The organism is Gordonia sp. NPDC127522, from assembly GCF_042672305.1.
Lineage (GTDB): Bacteria > Actinomycetota > Actinomycetes > Mycobacteriales > Mycobacteriaceae > Gordonia > Gordonia hongkongensis.
In genome coordinates this window covers 1-15,353 of sequence record NZ_JBHXVK010000023.1, presented here as the reverse complement: position 1 = coordinate 15,353, position 15,353 = coordinate 1, and the positions used below count along the sequence as shown (strand labels likewise).

Annotated in this window: 16 protein-coding genes; 6 read left to right on the top strand and 10 right to left on the bottom strand. The window is 68.1% G+C overall.

The window, feature by feature from the left end:
• Positions 1 to 8 precede the first annotated feature (8 nt).
• Entirely contained in the window at positions 9 to 1,502 is a 1,494-nt protein-coding gene (locus tag ACFVHY_RS22520) for a flavin-containing monooxygenase (RefSeq protein WP_390275569.1), read from the top strand.
• A gap of 4 nt (positions 1,503 to 1,506) precedes the next feature.
• On the top strand, positions 1,507 to 2,322 hold the full coding sequence (locus tag ACFVHY_RS22515; RefSeq protein WP_390275567.1) for a MerR family transcriptional regulator: 816 nt from the start codon (positions 1,507 to 1,509) through the stop codon (positions 2,320 to 2,322).
• On the opposite strand, the gene ACFVHY_RS22510 is transcribed toward ACFVHY_RS22515, so the two are convergent.
• From ACFVHY_RS22510 to mftE, 5 genes are read right to left on the bottom strand one after another with little or no spacing between them, the layout of a single operon-like run.
• The gene (locus tag ACFVHY_RS22510) at positions 2,281 to 2,937 is read right to left on the bottom strand and encodes a hypothetical protein (protein ID WP_390275565.1); all 657 of its coding nucleotides are present in this window, start codon (positions 2,935 to 2,937) and stop codon (positions 2,281 to 2,283) included. The genes ACFVHY_RS22515 and ACFVHY_RS22510 overlap by 42 nt on opposite strands.
• Entirely contained in the window at positions 2,924 to 3,355 is a 432-nt protein-coding gene (locus ACFVHY_RS22505; RefSeq protein WP_390275563.1) for a PPOX class F420-dependent oxidoreductase, read from the bottom strand. The genes ACFVHY_RS22510 and ACFVHY_RS22505 overlap by 14 nt, the downstream gene beginning before the upstream one ends.
• Before the next feature lie 56 nt (positions 3,356 to 3,411).
• The gene (gene mftG, locus ACFVHY_RS22500) at positions 3,412 to 4,752 is read right to left on the bottom strand and encodes a mycofactocin system GMC family oxidoreductase MftG (protein WP_390275561.1); all 1,341 of its coding nucleotides are present in this window, start codon (positions 4,750 to 4,752) and stop codon (positions 3,412 to 3,414) included.
• Positions 4,749 to 6,278: a mycofactocin biosynthesis glycosyltransferase MftF gene (mftF, locus tag ACFVHY_RS22495; RefSeq protein WP_390275559.1), complete on the bottom strand. Its 1,530-nt coding sequence runs from the start codon at positions 6,276 to 6,278 to the stop codon at positions 4,749 to 4,751. Before mftF ends, mftG begins: the two co-directional genes overlap by 4 nt.
• Positions 6,275 to 6,985, bottom strand: coding sequence for a mycofactocin biosynthesis peptidyl-dipeptidase MftE (gene mftE / locus ACFVHY_RS22490; RefSeq protein WP_390275557.1), 711 nt, complete (start codon positions 6,983 to 6,985; stop codon positions 6,275 to 6,277). The genes mftF and mftE overlap by 4 nt, the downstream gene beginning before the upstream one ends.
• A 179-nt stretch (positions 6,986 to 7,164) precedes the next feature.
• Here mftE and ACFVHY_RS22485 point away from each other — a divergent pair, with 179 nt between their 5' ends.
• Positions 7,165 to 8,277, top strand: a complete 1,113-nt coding sequence (locus tag ACFVHY_RS22485; RefSeq protein ID WP_058252357.1) for a CaiB/BaiF CoA-transferase family protein — start codon at positions 7,165 to 7,167, stop codon at positions 8,275 to 8,277.
• Positions 8,278 to 8,670: 393 nt separating this feature from the next.
• On the opposite strand, the gene ACFVHY_RS22480 is transcribed toward ACFVHY_RS22485, so the two are convergent.
• From ACFVHY_RS22480 to mftA, 5 genes are all read right to left on the bottom strand, one after another.
• Positions 8,671 to 9,483, bottom strand: coding sequence for a mycofactocin-coupled SDR family oxidoreductase (locus ACFVHY_RS22480; RefSeq protein ID WP_390275556.1), 813 nt, complete (start codon positions 9,481 to 9,483; stop codon positions 8,671 to 8,673).
• Between the two features lie 76 nt (positions 9,484 to 9,559).
• Entirely contained in the window at positions 9,560 to 10,759 is a 1,200-nt protein-coding gene (mftD, locus tag ACFVHY_RS22475) for a pre-mycofactocin synthase MftD (protein WP_390275555.1), read from the bottom strand.
• Positions 10,760 to 10,861: 102 nt separating this feature from the next.
• Complete coding sequence (mftC, locus tag ACFVHY_RS22470) at positions 10,862 to 12,157, bottom strand: mycofactocin radical SAM maturase (protein WP_058252360.1); 1,296 nt, start codon at positions 12,155 to 12,157, stop codon at positions 10,862 to 10,864.
• Positions 12,158 to 12,230: 73 nt separating this feature from the next.
• Entirely contained in the window at positions 12,231 to 12,581 is a 351-nt protein-coding gene (gene mftB, locus ACFVHY_RS22465; protein ID WP_390275553.1) for a mycofactocin biosynthesis chaperone MftB, read from the bottom strand.
• Positions 12,581 to 12,688, bottom strand: coding sequence for a mycofactocin precursor MftA (gene mftA, locus ACFVHY_RS22460; protein ID WP_058252362.1), 108 nt, complete (start codon positions 12,686 to 12,688; stop codon positions 12,581 to 12,583). Before mftA ends, mftB begins: the two co-directional genes overlap by 1 nt.
• 158 nt (positions 12,689 to 12,846) lie before the next feature.
• Here mftA and mftR point away from each other — a divergent pair, with 158 nt between their 5' ends.
• From mftR to ACFVHY_RS22445, 3 genes are all read left to right on the top strand, one after another.
• Positions 12,847 to 13,464 carry a mycofactocin system transcriptional regulator gene (gene mftR / locus ACFVHY_RS22455; RefSeq protein ID WP_390275551.1) on the top strand — a complete coding sequence of 206 codons (618 nt, stop codon included), beginning with the start codon at positions 12,847 to 12,849 and terminating at the stop codon, positions 13,462 to 13,464.
• A 131-nt stretch (positions 13,465 to 13,595) separates the two neighbouring features.
• Positions 13,596 to 14,654, top strand: a complete 1,059-nt coding sequence (locus ACFVHY_RS22450; RefSeq protein WP_390275549.1) for a 2Fe-2S iron-sulfur cluster-binding protein — start codon at positions 13,596 to 13,598, stop codon at positions 14,652 to 14,654.
• A gap of 52 nt (positions 14,655 to 14,706) precedes the next feature.
• Positions 14,707 to 15,096: a hypothetical protein gene (locus ACFVHY_RS22445; protein WP_390275547.1), complete on the top strand. Its 390-nt coding sequence runs from the start codon at positions 14,707 to 14,709 to the stop codon at positions 15,094 to 15,096.
• Positions 15,097 to 15,353 lie beyond the last annotated feature (257 nt).

Here is a 15,353-nt window from a genome sequence, read left to right as displayed (position 1 = left end):
CGGCGGTGATGTACACGTCGGTGGCCATCATCGGAGCCGGATTCGCCGGCATCGGCGCGGCGATCCGTCTCCGGGAGCGCGGAATCGACGACCTCGCGATCTTCGAACGCGACGACCGGGTCGGCGGCACGTGGCGCGACAACACCTATCCGGGTGCCGCGTGCGACATCCCGTCGCGCCTGTACTCCTACAGCTTCGCGCCCAACCCGGACTGGTCGCACACCTACTCGCGCAGTGCCGAGATCCTCGACTACATCCGGTCGATGGTCGACGACTCCGGGATCGGACCGCACATCCGGTTCGGCCACACGGTGTCCGGGATGGAGTACAGCGCCGACGACGGTCTGTGGACCATCACCTTCGACGAAGGGCACGAACCGGTACGGGCGCGCACCGTCGTCCTGGCCTCGGGTCCGCTCGCGAACGTCTCCTTCCCCGACATCCCCGGCATCGAGGACTACGAGGGGCACAAGATCCACAGCGCACGGTGGGATCACGACTACGACTTCGCCGGCAAGAAGGTCGCGGTGGTGGGCACCGGCGCGAGCGCGGTCCAGATCGTGCCGGAGCTGGTCGAGAAGGCCGCGTCGGTGAAGGTCTTCCAGCGCACGCCCGGCTGGGTCCTGCCCCGCGCGAACGTCCGGATCCGTGCGACAACCAAGCGGCTCTATCGGGCGGTGCCCGGCGCCCAGCGACTGGCGCGTTCACTCTGGTTCTGGGGTCACGAGACGGTGGCGCTGGGCGTCGTCTGGAACACTCCCCTGACCCGCGTCGTCGAGGCGGTCAGCAGAGTGCACCTGCGGTCGCAGGTCGACGACCCGTGGCTGCGCCGGCAACTCACCCCCGACTTCGCCGCGGGATGCAAGCGACTACTCATGACCAGTGACTACTACCCCGCGCTCCAGCGACCGAACTGCACACTGGTGACCTGGCCGATCGCCCGCATCGCCGAACGTGGCATCCGCACCGTCGAAGGTGTTGAGCACCAATTCGATTGCATCGTGTTCGCGACCGGGTTCGACGTGTCCAAGACCGGGACGCCGATCCCGATCACCGGCCTCGACGGCCGCGACCTGGCGTCCGAATGGGGGCGGGGCGCGTTCGCGTACCGCAGCGTCGCCGTATCCGGGTATCCCAACCTGTTCTTCACCTTCGGACCCAACTCCGGTCCAGGCCACAGTTCGGCACTGGTCTACATGGAGGCACAGATCGACTACATCACCGACGCCGTCACCCAGCTGCTGGAGAACGGGTGGAAGGCGCTCGACGTGCGCGCCGAGGCGCAGGAGCGATACAACCGGGACATCCAGCGCCGGCTGACCTCGACCACGTGGAATTCGGGATGTCAGAGCTGGTATCTGACCGACGACGGGTTCAACGCGACGATGTATCCCGGCTTCGCGACCCAGTACGTCAATCAGCTGCGCCGCGTCGAACTGCGGGATTACCGGATCCTCGTTCACCGGGACGCTCGGACTCCGGCCGCCGCAGCGTTACAGTGAGGGGATGACCGAGTACCGGATCGACGACCTGGCGCGCGTGTCCGGGACCACGACCCGGAACATCCGCGGCTATCAGGAACGCGGGCTGCTGCCCCAGCCTCTCCGGCGCGGACGCGTCGCGATCTATACCGAGAAGCACCTGCGCAACCTCCGGGCCATCAACAAACTGCTCGGGAGCGGGTTCACCCTCAAGCACATCGCCACCTTTATGACGAACCCCGGCGCTCGCATCGGGGATGCGTTGGAGCTCAACGAGATCCTCGACGAGCACTGGTCGAGCACGTCACGCCCGGAGATCACCCGCGAGGAGCTCGACGATCGGTTCGGCCCGCTCGACGATGCCCAGGTCGCGGCTCTGGTGCGGGCCGGTGTGATCTCCGAGACCCCGCGCGATGGGGTGTACGAGGCCATCGACCCGCGCATCATCGGAAACCTGGCGAAGCTCGTGCGACGGGGAGTGCAGATCTCCGCGCTGGCAGATGTCCACGAGCGCTTCACCGCAAAGATCAACGAGGCCGCCGAGATCCTGCTTGCTGCCGCGCATGACGAAGTGGATCGACGCAAGGGCCCGGGCTGGCTGCCGGAGAACGACGACGACGTCGCCTGGGCGGTGAACCTCCTGGGGATGATGCGCCGCGTCGGAACCGAGAACGCCCACGCCGCACTCGACCGAGCCCTCGACACGGCGCTGGACCGGGAACTCTCGGCCCACCAGAGCGCCGTCGACGAGCGCGCCGACGCCGACGCGCCGCAGCCCGACCGGGAATCCGTCGAGCCCTCAGCCGGACCCGTTGTGCCGCTTCGGCAGAACGATCAATGAGGCGAGGAAGAAGCAGATCGCTCCCACGAACGTACCGACCGTCGCGGCCACCGCGTCGGCGGTGACGCCACCCTTGGTCACGAACGCTCCGACGGCCGACACCCCGAATGCGACACACCCGATCCAGTTGATCAGCACCGACCACCAGTCGCGATCGCGGACATCCCACCGGCGTCCGGTGGCGCGGGTGTACCCGGCGAAGGCGACCGCGCCACTGACGAGGAAGGCGATGGACCCGCCCGCGTCCGGGGTCCAGACCAGGTGCCGGTCACCCCAGATCGTATGCGCGACCAGGGCTCCCGTGGTCGACACGTTGAACAGGATCGTACCCACCGACTGCGTGGCGGCAGTGAGCCATTCGGCACGGATGACCGAGCCGGGCGCCGACGACCGCAGTTCGGCCACGGTACCGGTGCGGATCAGCTGGATGAATCCGGCAGCGGTGAAGAACCAGGCGCCGACGAAGTAGCAGCTGTTGGCGAACCCGGCGCCCATCACATGTGCCAGCCCGGGGGCCGACCCCAGCGCGAACAGCGCCGACCCGATCATGAACCCCCAGCACTGCTTGGGCAGCGTCGGCGTCAGGAACGCATGTGTGCGGTCATGCGGTGACATCAAGGCTCGCGATGACCTTGCTCGGCTCGATCCAGATCCCCAGCTCGCCGGGGACCCCGTTGCGGGCTCCGAACTCCTCGGCCCGCTCGGCACCCATGTATCGCGCCCCGCACATCGTCGCGATGCGACGCACCTCGTCGAGGTCTTCGGTGACCCGCGCGATGCCCTGCACCTGCACGAACCCGAACGGCGGTTCGGGCAGGTCGACTGCCATCACGACACGTGGATCACGCATCAGCGCACGGCCTTTGGCAGTCGTGGCGCCGGTGTTGAACGCGATCCGGTCACCGTCGAGGACGAACCACACCGGGACGACGAGCGGTCGACCGTCGGCGGCGGTGTATCCGAGGTGTCCGGTCTTCGTGCCGCTGGTGAGGAAGTCGCGGATGGCCGGATCGGACAGCGTGGGCGCAGACATGCCTCTCACCCTAGAGAGACCCGGCCACAACCGCGAGGTGTTCGGACTCGACCGCCTCACCGTTGCGCGAGTACATCACCGATCCGGCACGCCATCATCATGATCGTCGCGTGCGGGCCACTGCGCCCGCTGGTGGGCAGAATGGACCCGTCGACGATCCGGAGTCCGCGAACCCCGTACACCCCGCCGACCCAATCGGTCCGGACGCCCATCGGCATCGTCCCCCACGCGTGCTGGGAGAACCCCGCCCGGCTGGCGATCCGCACGCTCCCCGGAACGACGACGTCGGCGAACTCGGGCGCCCGCAGCATCTCCACGACGTCCGCGGCCGCCGCCCGCAGCGCGACGGCGGTGGCCGGGTCGGGTTCGTCGAACTCCATCCGTACAGCGGCTCCGTCGGCGACGATGCGTACCGCCGAATGCCTCATCGCGGTCACCTCGACGATCGGACCCCAGGCGCGCAGACCGCGAATGTACGAGGCGAAATCGTCTCGATAACAGCGTATTTCGATGGCGTCGTCGGTGTGCACCACGGTCGGCAACACCGTGCCCGGCCCCGCCGGTGTCCGCCTGGCGTACGACACCGCCAGGCCTCGATGCTCCCCGGCACCCAGCGAACGGGCATCTGCGCGACCCTCGATGTCGAGTTCGGGTGACTCCGAGCGCAACAGGATCCCCGCGGTGCCGAGGGTGCCCGCGGCGAGGATCACCTCACCCGCGCCGACCGTGAGCGACCCCGCGTGCACGCCCGTCACCGTCGTACTGCCGGCCGTCGCCACACGGTCCACCGCACATCCGGTCACGACCCGGAGGTTGGGGCGGGACAGCGCCGGGACGAGGTAGGCGTCGGCCGCCGAGCGGCGCGCGAGCCCGCTCCGATTGATCGGCACCCGGTTGAGCCCGACCACCGGCCACCGCTGCGCGAGCGGGCGCACCGGTGCCCGCGCCGTCCAGTAGCGCTCGAAAGCGGTTCCGGCGTCGCCGAGTTCGTCGTCGGCGACGGGTTCGACGCCCATGGTGCCGCCGGGCGCGTCCAGTTCGTCGTACGCGTCGGCGATGGCGTCGGGCCCCCACCCGGCCGGCCACGTTCCGAAGTCGTCGCGATGCCACCTGAGGAAGTACCCGCCGTTCACCGCCGACGAACCGCCGAGAGCCGACCCGCGGGCCGCCGACACCCCGAGGTTCGTGTCGTGGCGGACCGCGTGCGGCGCGGCGTCGTCGATCGGTAGCCGGGACAGCTCGAGGTCCGCCTGGGTCGGCAGGCCTTCCGGCCCGCGTTCGAGCAGCACGACCGCACGGTCGGGGTTCCGCGAGAGCCGCTCGGCGAGCACGCATCCGGCGCTGCCGGCGCCGACGATGACGACGTCGGCGGTGAGCGACCGGCCGGTCGTCGTCATCGAGAGATGACCGGGCGCAACGCTTCCGGGTCTCGATGGGTGATGACCCCTTGCCACAGGCCCGCACCGTAGGCCAGGTCGTCGAGCCGGTGCATGAGGATGTAGCGCAGCGGGCCGAGCGTGGGCGGACTGGTCGGATCGGCGAGCAGATCCCGGACCCAGGACACCACCCCCTCGACGATCGCCACCTGCACGGCGAGGGTGCGGAAACGCTTGGACACGAGGGCGAGCAACACCGCCACCGGCCAATAGTGACGGCAGATGGCGTCCGCCGCCTGTAGCAGTCCGAACCCGGCCGCTCGTCCGGTCATCTGCGCCGACACCAGCGGGGCCGACGGCAGGTCGCCCAGCCGGCGCCGCATCCGAACCGCCAGATGGGTGAGGATGATCATCGCCAGGGCGGCACCGAACCGAGTCCGCGACAGCAACGCGACCACCGCGGCGGCCATCGGAACCGACATCTTCATCGGCGCCGCCCGGTCACCGTGCCGGGAGGCCAGGTGCGCGGCGCCGGTGCCGTAGAAACAGCGACGCGAGAGCACCGAGCGCAGGTCGGCGCGGTGCTCATGGGCCACACGAGCCACCGGGTCGTAACGGATTCGCCACCCCTCCGCGTGCATCCGCCAGCACGCGTCGACGTCCTCGGCCACCCGCAACGACTCGTCGAAACCGCAGAACGCGCTGCGCCGCACCACCATCGCGGCGCTGGGCACATACGGGGTCCGGGTCGAGGGCGCCACCGCAGACTCCTCGGGGCCCATGTCCAGGGAGGACCACCCGTTCTCGTACCGCTCGGCCAGCGACGTCGCCATCGCCGCGTCGGACTGCAATCCGACGATGCGCGGCGCGACGAGCCCGACCGTTGGGTCGGAGAAGTGCGTCAGCAGGATGGTGAGCCAATCCGGGTCGGGTACAACGTCGGAGTCGAGGAATGCGACGAAGTCGGTCGTCGCGGCCTCCGCACCCGCGTTGCGCGCCGCGGACGGACCACGGTTGTCGTCGAAGCGCAGGACCCGCGCCGTGGGCCGGTCCGCCACGATCGGGGTCGCGGAGCCGTCGTCCACGACGATGACCGTCAGCCCGTCGAGGGCGTCGAGCAGGCGGTCGACGCCACCCTGGTTGTCCCGGACCGGGACGACCACGGTCACGTCCTGCGGCTGCGGCCCGAACATGGGCCGGGGATTGGCGATCCCCGCGTCCAGCAGTGCGCGCGCCAGTCGTCGGGTCACGTTGTCGCACACCTCGATCCGACCGTCCTCGGAGGTCATCCCGAGGGCGGTGTCGGACATGCGCAGCAGTCGCGTCGGCGAGCCGCCGACCAGATACCGGAAGTCGCCCGCCTTGGCACAGCGCAGGTCGATCTGCACCTGGAAGCCGTCGGGCAGATCGGTGCGCGGTCCCGGAGGCACGTCGGCGTCCGAGTGCGCTCCGGGTTCGACGGAATCCGAGTCGTGCCGGGCGGAGGCGTCGTCCGCGTCCTGGTTCCCGGCCCAGCGTCGTGGGGCCGAGTCGTCGAGGGCCGTCATCCCAGGCGCCCCAGATCGTCGACCTGCCACGACTCCAGGGCGGCCCACAGGCGGTCGGTGACCCCGTCGACCAGACCCGCCCCAGTCTCGGCGCTCGCGCCCTCCGGGTCGCCGAGGACACCGTTGGGACTCACGGCGGCGACACCGCCCGACCGCATCGCCCCCATCAGCGCCCCCACCGGCTCCCGGTTGCCCGCCACGGCACGGTCGGGATCCACGACGGACGGCGAAACATGCAGCAGCACAGATGTTTCGGTGAACCCCGCGTGCGCGTCGGCGCCATCGAAAGCGCACGGGAACCAGGCGACGTCCCGGCCCTCGTAGCGGAGTCGGGTCACCGCCTCGATCAGCGTCCGGGTGTTCCCGCCGTGTCCGTTGACGAACACCACGCGGGCCGCCCATCGGCACGCACTGCGGCCGTACTCGACGAGAAGGGCGCACAACGCCTCGTGTCCGATCGAGATGGTCCCGGCGAAGCCCTCGTGTTCGCCGCTGGCGCCGTAGTTCAGGTCCGGTGCGCACAGGAGTCCGGAGGCCGTCGATCGCCCGCAGACGCGCTCGGCGATCGCCGCCGCGATACGCGTGTCGGTGTCGAGCGGGAGGTGGGGCCCGTGCTGCTCGACCGAACCGAGGGGCACCAGCAGGGTGACCACCTGCCCATCGAGGTCTGGCCAGTTGCACTGCCCCAACGCCGATGGCACCGTCATTCGACCAATGCTAGCGATGGTGCCTGCGAGTGTGTCGGTCTCGCCCGAAAACGGAGCGAAAAACGCGTCCAGATGTCGCGAACCACCACTCTGACGAGCGTTCGATCGGTTGTGGAATGCTGAGAGCATCCAGTGACACCTGACACAGTGCGCGAACAACGATCGGGAGGACGACACCCATGAGCAGTGCCACACCACACGACAGCGGCAAGCCCGGCCCACTGAGTTCGATCCGGGTCATCGAGTTCGCCGGTATCGGCCCCGGTCCGCATGCCGCCATGCTGCTGGCCGATCTCGGCGCCGACGTCGTACGCGTTCAGCGCCCGGGGTCGCTGCCCAAGCCCGGCCGCAATGCCGACGCTCTGCTCCGCGGCCGACGCGTCGTCGAGGCCAACCTCAAGGACGACAACGACCGCGAGACCATTCTCGGCCTCGTCGCCAAGGCCGATGTGATCCTCGAGGGTTTCCGTCCCGGCGTGATGGAACGGCTCGGACTCGGACCCGACGACCTCGAGAAGGTCAATCCCGGCCTCGTCTACGGGCGCATGACCGGCTGGGGGCAGGACGGACCCCGTGCCAACCTCGCCGGCCACGACATCAACTACATCTCGCTCACGGGCATGCTGCACGCCATCGGACGCAAGGACGATCGTCCCGTGCCCCCGCTCAACCTGGCCGGCGACTTCGGCGGCGGTTCGATGTTCCTCGTCGTCGGTGTGCTCGCCGCACTGCTCGAGCGCGGGGTCTCCGGCCGGGGGCAGGTCGTCGACGCGGCCATGGTCGACGGCGCTTCCGTTCTGGGACAGATGATGTGGGCGTTCCGCGGCACCGGACTGTGGAGCGACACCCGGGGTGTGAACATGCTCGACACCGGCGCTCCGTACTACGAGGTCTACGAGACCTCCGACGGCAAGTACATGGCGGTCGGCGCGATCGAGCCGCAGTTCTACGCCGAGCTGCTCAAGGGCCTCGAACTCACCGACGCCGACCTGCCGGACCAGAACGACATCGCCCAGTGGGGGAAGCTGAAAGAGATTTTCACCGAGACCTTCAAGTCGCGTACCCGCGACGAATGGGCCGCAGTCTTCGAGGGCACCGACGCCTGCACCTCGCCGGTCCTCACCTTCGCCGAGGCACCCGCCGACGCCCACATGGCCGCCCGCGCCAACCTCGTCGACATCGACGGCGTGACGCAGGCCCAGGTGGCACCGCGCTTCTCGCGCACCAAGCCGGAGACCCCCACGGGCCCGACCACCGAGGCGACCGATCCGTCGACGCTCTGGGCCGACTGAGGATCGCGCCGCTCATTGCTCCCTGAGGTTCCAGGAGCGGTGGTGACCCGCCCAATGCTCCCTGAGGTTCCAGGAGCGGTGGGACCCGCCCATTGCTCCCTGAGGTGCGAGGAGCGAAAGCCGCCGGGCCGAGCAAGCGACGAAGGAGCGCGTCGAGGTCGACGAGCCACGAAGGGCGACAACTCACGTCGCCCTTCGTGGCTCGCTTCGTTCCCCGCCCGAGCACATTTCCCCGACGTACAACTGCCGCACACGATCCCATCCGGCGGGCGGCGATCCTGTGCGTCGAATGGTCATGACCGGTGGACTGCAACTCGACTGATGGACTTCGATCGAAGTCCACCAGTCGAGTTGAGGTTCACCGGTCACAGACCAGGTGCCGGCCGACCAGCGTCAGACCTTCGAATGACCCATGTCGATCTGGAACTCGGCAGCGGTGATCCCCTTGGCGCTGTCGGACGCGAGGTAGAGGACGGCGTCGGAGATCTCGTCGAGTGCGGCGACCGGGTGATAGTCGAGGATCGATGTGAAATGCGGGTTGACCCACGGGATTCCGAAGATCCGGTGGGCCTCGGTGTCAGCCATACCCATCGGGGTGTCGACCGCGTACGGGTGCACGCTGTTCACCCGGATGCGGTGATGCCCGAGTTCTTTGGCGGTCGTCTGCGTCAGTCCGACGAGGCCGTACTTCGACGCCGAGTACGACGCCTGCATCGGCATCGCCTTCAGGCCCGCAACCGAACTGATCACGGTGATCGAGCCGCCGTTGGCCGCCTCGAGCATCGCCGGGATGGTGGCCTTCAGTGTCTTCCACGCACCGACGAGATTGATGTCGACGACGTCGGTGAACTGTTCCTCACTGAGCTCCCAGACCTTGCCCCAGGTCAGCACGCCGGCGTTGGCGACGACGTGGTCGAGCCGGCCGAACTGTTCGACGGCGTCGGCCACGAGCTGCTGCTGGAAGGCGAGGTCACGCGTATCTCCCTGTCGCGCAAGGATCTTTCCACCGACGCCCTCGACGAGACGGATCGTCTCGGCGAGGTCGTCGGCGGTGGCCGCGGGGTAGGTCGCATGGTCGATGATCGGACCCGCGATGTCCAGGCCGACGATCGCGGCCCCCTCGCGAGCGAACCGGATCGCATGGTTGCGACCTTGACCTCGGGCGATGCCGGTGATGTAGACGACCTTGCCGTCGAACTGTCCCATGGCAGAACTGTAACACGTTCTAGTTCTGGTTTCCCCATGGTTCGCGGGCACATCCTCACCGCCACCGGCAGACGGCTCAGATGGTCCCGAACGAACGGGTGAAACCGTCGGGGACGACGAGGTCGGCAGCCGACAGCTCGTGCACGCTCTTGTGCCCGAGACCCATCAGCACACCGTCGAGTCCCATGCGCAGGAGATCCAGCACGTTCTCCACGCCGGCCTGGCCGTTGGCCGCGAGCCCCCAGAGGTACGCACGGCCGATCATGACCGCGCGGGCCCCGAGCGCCAGCGCCTTGGCCACATCGCTGCCGCGTCGGATACCACCGTCGAGCAGGACCTCGATGTCGTTGCCCACGGACGTCGCGATGTCGGGGAGAAGGCGGATCGTGGCGGGGGTGCCGTCGAGGTTGTTCCCACCGTGGTTGGACACCGACAGTGCCGTCGCGCCGATGTCCACCGCACGCTTGGCATCGTCGAGGCGGGTGATGCCCTTGACCATGAACGGCCCATCCCACTGCTCGCGCAACCACTTCAGGTCTTCCCAGGTGGGCGGCGGGGTGCTCATCCACGACCCGTAGGCGCCGAAGAACGTCGGTCCCGGCACCCCCTGCGGCGTCAGGTTGGGTGCGGTCAGGTCGGGGATGTTGATCTTCCCACCCTTGACCCAGTCGAGCGCGTACCGCGGCTTGACCGCGATCTCCGGACCCAGGCGCAGCAGCGCTTTCAGGTTCACCTTCTCGGGAATCTCGGGGCTTCCCCAGTCGCGCCCGACGTTGAAGACCCAGTCGGTGGTGACGATGAGACCCTTCGCACCGGCCGCCTTGGCGCGCTCGGCTCGGGCGAGGATCTCGTCGCGGCCGCCCAGCCAGTAGATCTGGAAGTGGACCTTGTCGTTGACCGCGGTGACCTCTTCGACCGCGTGCGAGGCGAAGCTCGACAGTCCCATCGCGGTGCCACGGGCGGCCGCCGCGCGGGCCACGGCCACCTCGCCCTCCGGGTCGACGGCCTGCACACCCGTCGGCGAGATCATCACCGGGAACGAGATCTCCTCTCCCATCACGGTTGTCGTCATCTCGCGATCGGATTGCGCACCGACGACATGCGGCGCCCAGCCCAGTTCGGAGAACGCGCGGACGTTGTCGTCGACGGTGACACCGGCCTGCGTGCCGGCGACCAGCGACGAGTACACCGACTTGGGCAGCCGCTTCTTGGCCCGGCGCTGCGCCTCGGTGACGGTCTCGAACCAGGGATTACGGGCCCAGGGGTTGGCAGACATGTTCTTCCTACTCATTGATCCATCCATGGAGACCGGCTGGCTCTCATGGAGACGGGGCGCAGGTTCTGACAACGGCGCGCCCCGTGGTGTACCGCGGGCGATCTACCGCGCGGCGGGGGTGAACCCGGCGAGCGGGTTCTCGTCACAGGACTTGGTGGGACGCGAGGCCACCGGGGTCAGGTCGCCGTCCGGGCGCCGGGTCATCAGGGTCAGTGGCGTACCGCGTGAATGGTCCTTGTTGGCGGTCGGTTTCGTGCGGTCGCCGGCGAGGAGTTCCTCACCGTAACCCTGCACGCACTCCGGGTCCGGGCCGGCGAGCGGGAGGCCGGTGAAGAACTTCGCAGCCATGCACCCGCCGCGGCAGGCGTCGAAATGCGCGCACTTCGTGCAGGCGCCGGCGTTCTGCGGTTCGCGCAATTCGGTGAACAGGTCCGACCGCTGCCAGATCTCCTGGAATCCGCCGTCGGACAAGATGTTCCCGGCGAGGAAGTTCTCATGGATCGCGAACGGGCACGCGTACACGTCGCCGACCGGGTCGATGAGGCAGACCACGCGTCCCGCACCACACAGGTTGAGGCCGGGGAGGCCGCCGCCGGAATCGGAACCGAACGCCGACAGGTGGAAGAACGAGTCGCCCGTCAGCACTCGATCACCGTGTGCGACAAGCCAGTCGTAGAGTTCGCGCTGCTGGTGCGGCAACGGGTGCAGGTCATCCCACACGTCGGCGCCCCGGCCGGAGGGACGCAACCGGGTGATGCGAAGCGTGGCGTTGTAGCGGTCGGCGAGCGCCTTGAACTCGTCGAGTTGCGCGACGTTCTGTCGTGTCATGACGACGCTGATCTTGGCGTCGGCGAAACCCGCCTCTGCCAGGTTCTCGAGTGCGCGGACCGCCATGTCGAACGAACCCGGACCGCGGACCGCGTCGTTGACCTCCGCGGTGGCACCGTCCAGCGAGATCTGGACGTCGACATAATCCGACGCCGCGAGTCTCGCGGCCACCTTCTTGTCGATGCGCAGGCCGTTGGTGGAGAACTTGACCCCCACCTGATGGCTGGTGGCGTAGTCGACGAGCTCCCAGAAGTCCGGGCGAACGGTCGGTTCACCGCCACCGATGTTGACGTAGAAGACCTGCATCCGCTGCAGCTCGTCGATGATCGCCTTGCACTGTTCGGTGGACAGCTCGCGTGGATCTCGTTTGCCCGACGACGACAGGCAGTGCACGCACGCGAGGTTGCACGCATAGGTCAGTTCCCAGGTGAGGCAGATGGGCGCGTCGAGACCCTTCTCGAACTGGTCGACGAGCCGGCCGACCTTCGGCACCTCGCCGGCGGTCGGTGCGGGCGCCCGGAGTGCACTCGCGAATTCGGTTGCTGTGGGCGGCATCTCGATGGTCGTCATCGTTGAGGTCCTTGCATTCGGGGCTGGCGGTTCGGGACTGGGACGTCCGGGCCGGGACGTCGGGCCTGATCGCTCAGGAGCGGGGCACGATCATGCCGCTGTCGGCGAGCGCGGTGAGCGCCTGCAGGTACAGGGGACGTTGGGCGGGCGAGATCCCGGCGGCGAGGAGGGCGGCCTCCGCCGAGTCGTGGTCGACGAGGGATTGCACGATGCCGACGACGGTGAGGTTCTTGAGGAACGACAGCTTGCGCGTACCGAAGTGATACAGCAGCGCTCCGAACGGCTCCGGCCGCAGAGCGACCTTCGGATTGAGCCGCCACGGCTCGAGCGTGTCGAAACCGGGGGCCTCGGCTGGGGTGTCGAACCGGACCCCGGCGACCGCGGAACGGTCGCCGGAGATCGGATTCGATGTCGGGGCTGACATCAGTAGACCCCGCACATCCCGTCGATCGAGACCTCTTCGACGAGTGACTCGGCGAGGAGTTCGGTGTCGTTCGAGCTGTGACTGGTCGCAGCGGACTGATCTGCCATGATCCATACCTCCTGGTTGGTGGGTTAGTGATGTGGATCACGACAGACTGTAGTGGCACTCGGTGCAGAAATCTAGCGCTCGCGAGCGAACTGTCCGAATGGCCAGGTGGACGGTTCTGTCGATCCGGACGACACCGGTCCCATAGGCTGAGGTCCCGATGACCACGAAGATGCGCGGTGACGAGCCCGCACGTACCCCGCCGGGCCGGCGCCCCATCACGTCGCGTGCGCAGATCAGCGCACTCGCGATCCGCCTCTTCACCACCCAGGGCTTCGAGGACACCAGCGTCGACGACATCGCCGAGGCGGCCGGGATAGCCCGGCGCACACTCTTCCGGTACTACTCGTCGAAGAACGAGATCCCCTGGGGCGAGTTCGACGACCATCTCCTCGAACTACGCACCCTCCTCGCCGGCATCCCGCCCGAGACGCCGATGGCGCAGGCCCTCGTCGACGCTCTCGTCTCGTTCAACCGGGTGCCCGCCGAGGAACTCGACAACCACCGGCGACGTATGTCTCTCCTCCTCGGGGTGCCTGCGCTGCAGGCACATTCGATGATCGTCTACGCCGACTGGCGTCAGGTCATCGCCGAGTTCTGCGCGACCCGGCTGGGCGTCGATGTCCGCGATCACCTGCCGCAGACCATCGGCTGGCTGTGTCTTGGTGCCGCCCTCGCCGCGTACGAGAAATGGCTCGACGACCCCGGTGCCGACCTGGAGACGCTCATCGCGTCCGGCGCGCGCACCGTGGCCGACGGCGTGGCGGCCCTGGCGTGACTACGCTGGCTAGGGCCGCACGGGATCGACCGGGAGCCCCTCGTGGGAACACCGGTCGTTGCGATAGGCTGAAGTAGAACGTGTTCTAATTTGGGCCGGGGTGCCGGTCCTCGACGGCGGAGACTGCGCACATGTCTGACCTGACCCCCCACGGTTCACGCAGCGTGATCCTCACGGTGTCCGAGGTGATCGACGAGACGGCCGAGGCCAAGTCCATTGCCTTCGAGGTACCCGAGGCCTCGCCGAAGCCGTTCACCGATTACAAACCGGGGCAGTTCCTCACGCTACGGATTCCGAGCGAGCAGACCGGTTCGGTCGCGCGCTGCTACTCCCTCGCGTCGTCGCCGTTCACCGATCCGCGGCCCAAGGTGACCGTGAAGCGCACCGCCGACGGCTACGGGTCCAATTGGGTGTGCGACAACCTCTCCCCCGGCACCCAGGTCGAGGTGCTGCCGCCATCGGGCGTGTTCACCCCGAAGTCCTATGACACCCCATTGCTGCTCATCGCGGCCGGCAGCGGTGTCACACCGGTGATGTCGATCCTCAAGGCGGCCCTCGAGAAGGGCGACGCACCGATCGTCTTCTTCTATGCCAACCGCGACGTCGCCGACGTGATCTTCGCCGCCGAGCTTCGAGAACTCCTGGCCGCCCACCCGGATCGGCTCACCCTCGTCCACTGGCTCGAATCACTCCAGGGTCTGCCGAGTGCGGCCGCTCTGGCAACGGCTTTCGCGCCCTACGCGACGTCGCACGTCGCCTACATGTGCGGACCGGGCCCGTTCATGGATGCCGTTCACAAGGGCCTGTCGGACGCGAATTTCCCGCACCACAACGTCCACACCGAGGTCTACAACTCGCTGTCCGGCGACCCGTTCGCCGACGTCGAACTCGGCGAGGTGAGTGAGGAGGAGCAGGCGGGTGCCGCCACCGTCGAGGTCGAGCTCGACGGTGAGACCCACACCCTGACCTGGCCTCGCTCGCGAACTCTCGTCGACATCATGCTCGCCGCCGGACTCGATGCGCCGTATTCCTGCCAGGAGGGTGAGTGCGGTTCGTGCGCCTGCACTCTCACCGAGGGCAGCGTCGACATGGACAACGCCGGCGCGCTCGACCCCGAGGACATCGAGGACGGATACATCCTCGGCTGTCAGGCGCATCCGACATCGGACACGCTGAAGGTCGAATTCTGAGAGAGTGGTTCGAGTTCGTGCAGTCACCGGTCCATCAAAGGAGAACGACGACGTGAGCACCATCCGCGGTTCCCGGCTCGACCCCGTCCAGCTCGCCCGTGGCCTCGCTACGATGCTCATCAGCATCGGAGTACTCCACTTCGTGGCACCCAAACCGTTCGACGAGATCATCCCGGAGGAGGTCCCCGGCGACCCCCGCACCCTGACCTACGCTTCCGGTGCTGCCGAGATCGGCTTGGGCGCTGCACTTCTCGCGCCGAAGACCCGACGCGCTGCCGGCGCGGCGTCGGTGCTGCTGTTCCTCGCCGTCTACCCCGCCAACATCAACATGGTCCGGCTGTGGTGGGATCGGCCGCTGCCCTACAAGGTCGTCGCCCTGGCCCGGTTGCCGTTCCAGTTCCCGATGATCTGGGCCGCCGCGAAGGTCGCACGCGAGGGCTGATCCTTCGAGGCTCGTCGACCTCGACGCGCTCCTTCGTCGCTTGCTCGGCCCGGCGGCTAACGCTCCTCACGCCTCAGTAGCTGCGGCCTGACGGCCGTCGTGGACTACGAAAGAACCCGTTGTGCTCGGCGCGAGCCCAACCACTGCTCCCTGAGGAGGCCGGAGCTTGCGGAGGCCGTCACGAAGGGTCCTGGTGAGTCGGGTTGCGAAGACCCTTCGTGACGCGCCCTCCGCAAGCTCCGGGCGCTCCTCAGGGA

Coding starts and splice junctions, on each gene's coding strand:
- mftG (WP_390275561.1), bottom strand. CDS start 4,752: ATGACGACGACCGGCCGGTCGCTCACCGCCGACGTCGTCATCGTCGGC.
- mftB (WP_390275553.1), bottom strand. CDS start 12,581: ATGTCAGCCCCGACATCGAATCCGATCTCCGGCGACCGTTCCGCGGTC.
- ACFVHY_RS22515 (WP_390275567.1), top strand. CDS start 1,507: ATGACCGAGTACCGGATCGACGACCTGGCGCGCGTGTCCGGGACCACG.
- mftR (WP_390275551.1), top strand. CDS start 12,847: ATGACCACGAAGATGCGCGGTGACGAGCCCGCACGTACCCCGCCGGGC.
- ACFVHY_RS22510 (WP_390275565.1), bottom strand. CDS start 2,937: ATGTCACCGCATGACCGCACACATGCGTTCCTGACGCCGACGCTGCCC.
- ACFVHY_RS22480 (WP_390275556.1), bottom strand. CDS start 9,483: ATGGGACAGTTCGACGGCAAGGTCGTCTACATCACCGGCATCGCCCGA.
- ACFVHY_RS22485 (WP_058252357.1), top strand. CDS start 7,165: ATGAGCAGTGCCACACCACACGACAGCGGCAAGCCCGGCCCACTGAGT.
- mftC (WP_058252360.1), bottom strand. CDS start 12,157: ATGACGACCATCGAGATGCCGCCCACAGCAACCGAATTCGCGAGTGCA.
- mftE (WP_390275557.1), bottom strand. CDS start 6,985: ATGACGGTGCCATCGGCGTTGGGGCAGTGCAACTGGCCAGACCTCGAT.
- mftF (WP_390275559.1), bottom strand. CDS start 6,278: ATGACGGCCCTCGACGACTCGGCCCCACGACGCTGGGCCGGGAACCAG.
- mftA (WP_058252362.1), bottom strand. CDS start 12,688: ATGGCAGATCAGTCCGCTGCGACCAGTCACAGCTCGAACGACACCGAA.
- ACFVHY_RS22520 (WP_390275569.1), top strand. CDS start 9: ATGTACACGTCGGTGGCCATCATCGGAGCCGGATTCGCCGGCATCGGC.
- ACFVHY_RS22450 (WP_390275549.1), top strand. CDS start 13,596: ATGTCTGACCTGACCCCCCACGGTTCACGCAGCGTGATCCTCACGGTG.
- ACFVHY_RS22505 (WP_390275563.1), bottom strand. CDS start 3,355: ATGTCTGCGCCCACGCTGTCCGATCCGGCCATCCGCGACTTCCTCACC.
- mftD (WP_390275555.1), bottom strand. CDS start 10,759: ATGTCTGCCAACCCCTGGGCCCGTAATCCCTGGTTCGAGACCGTCACC.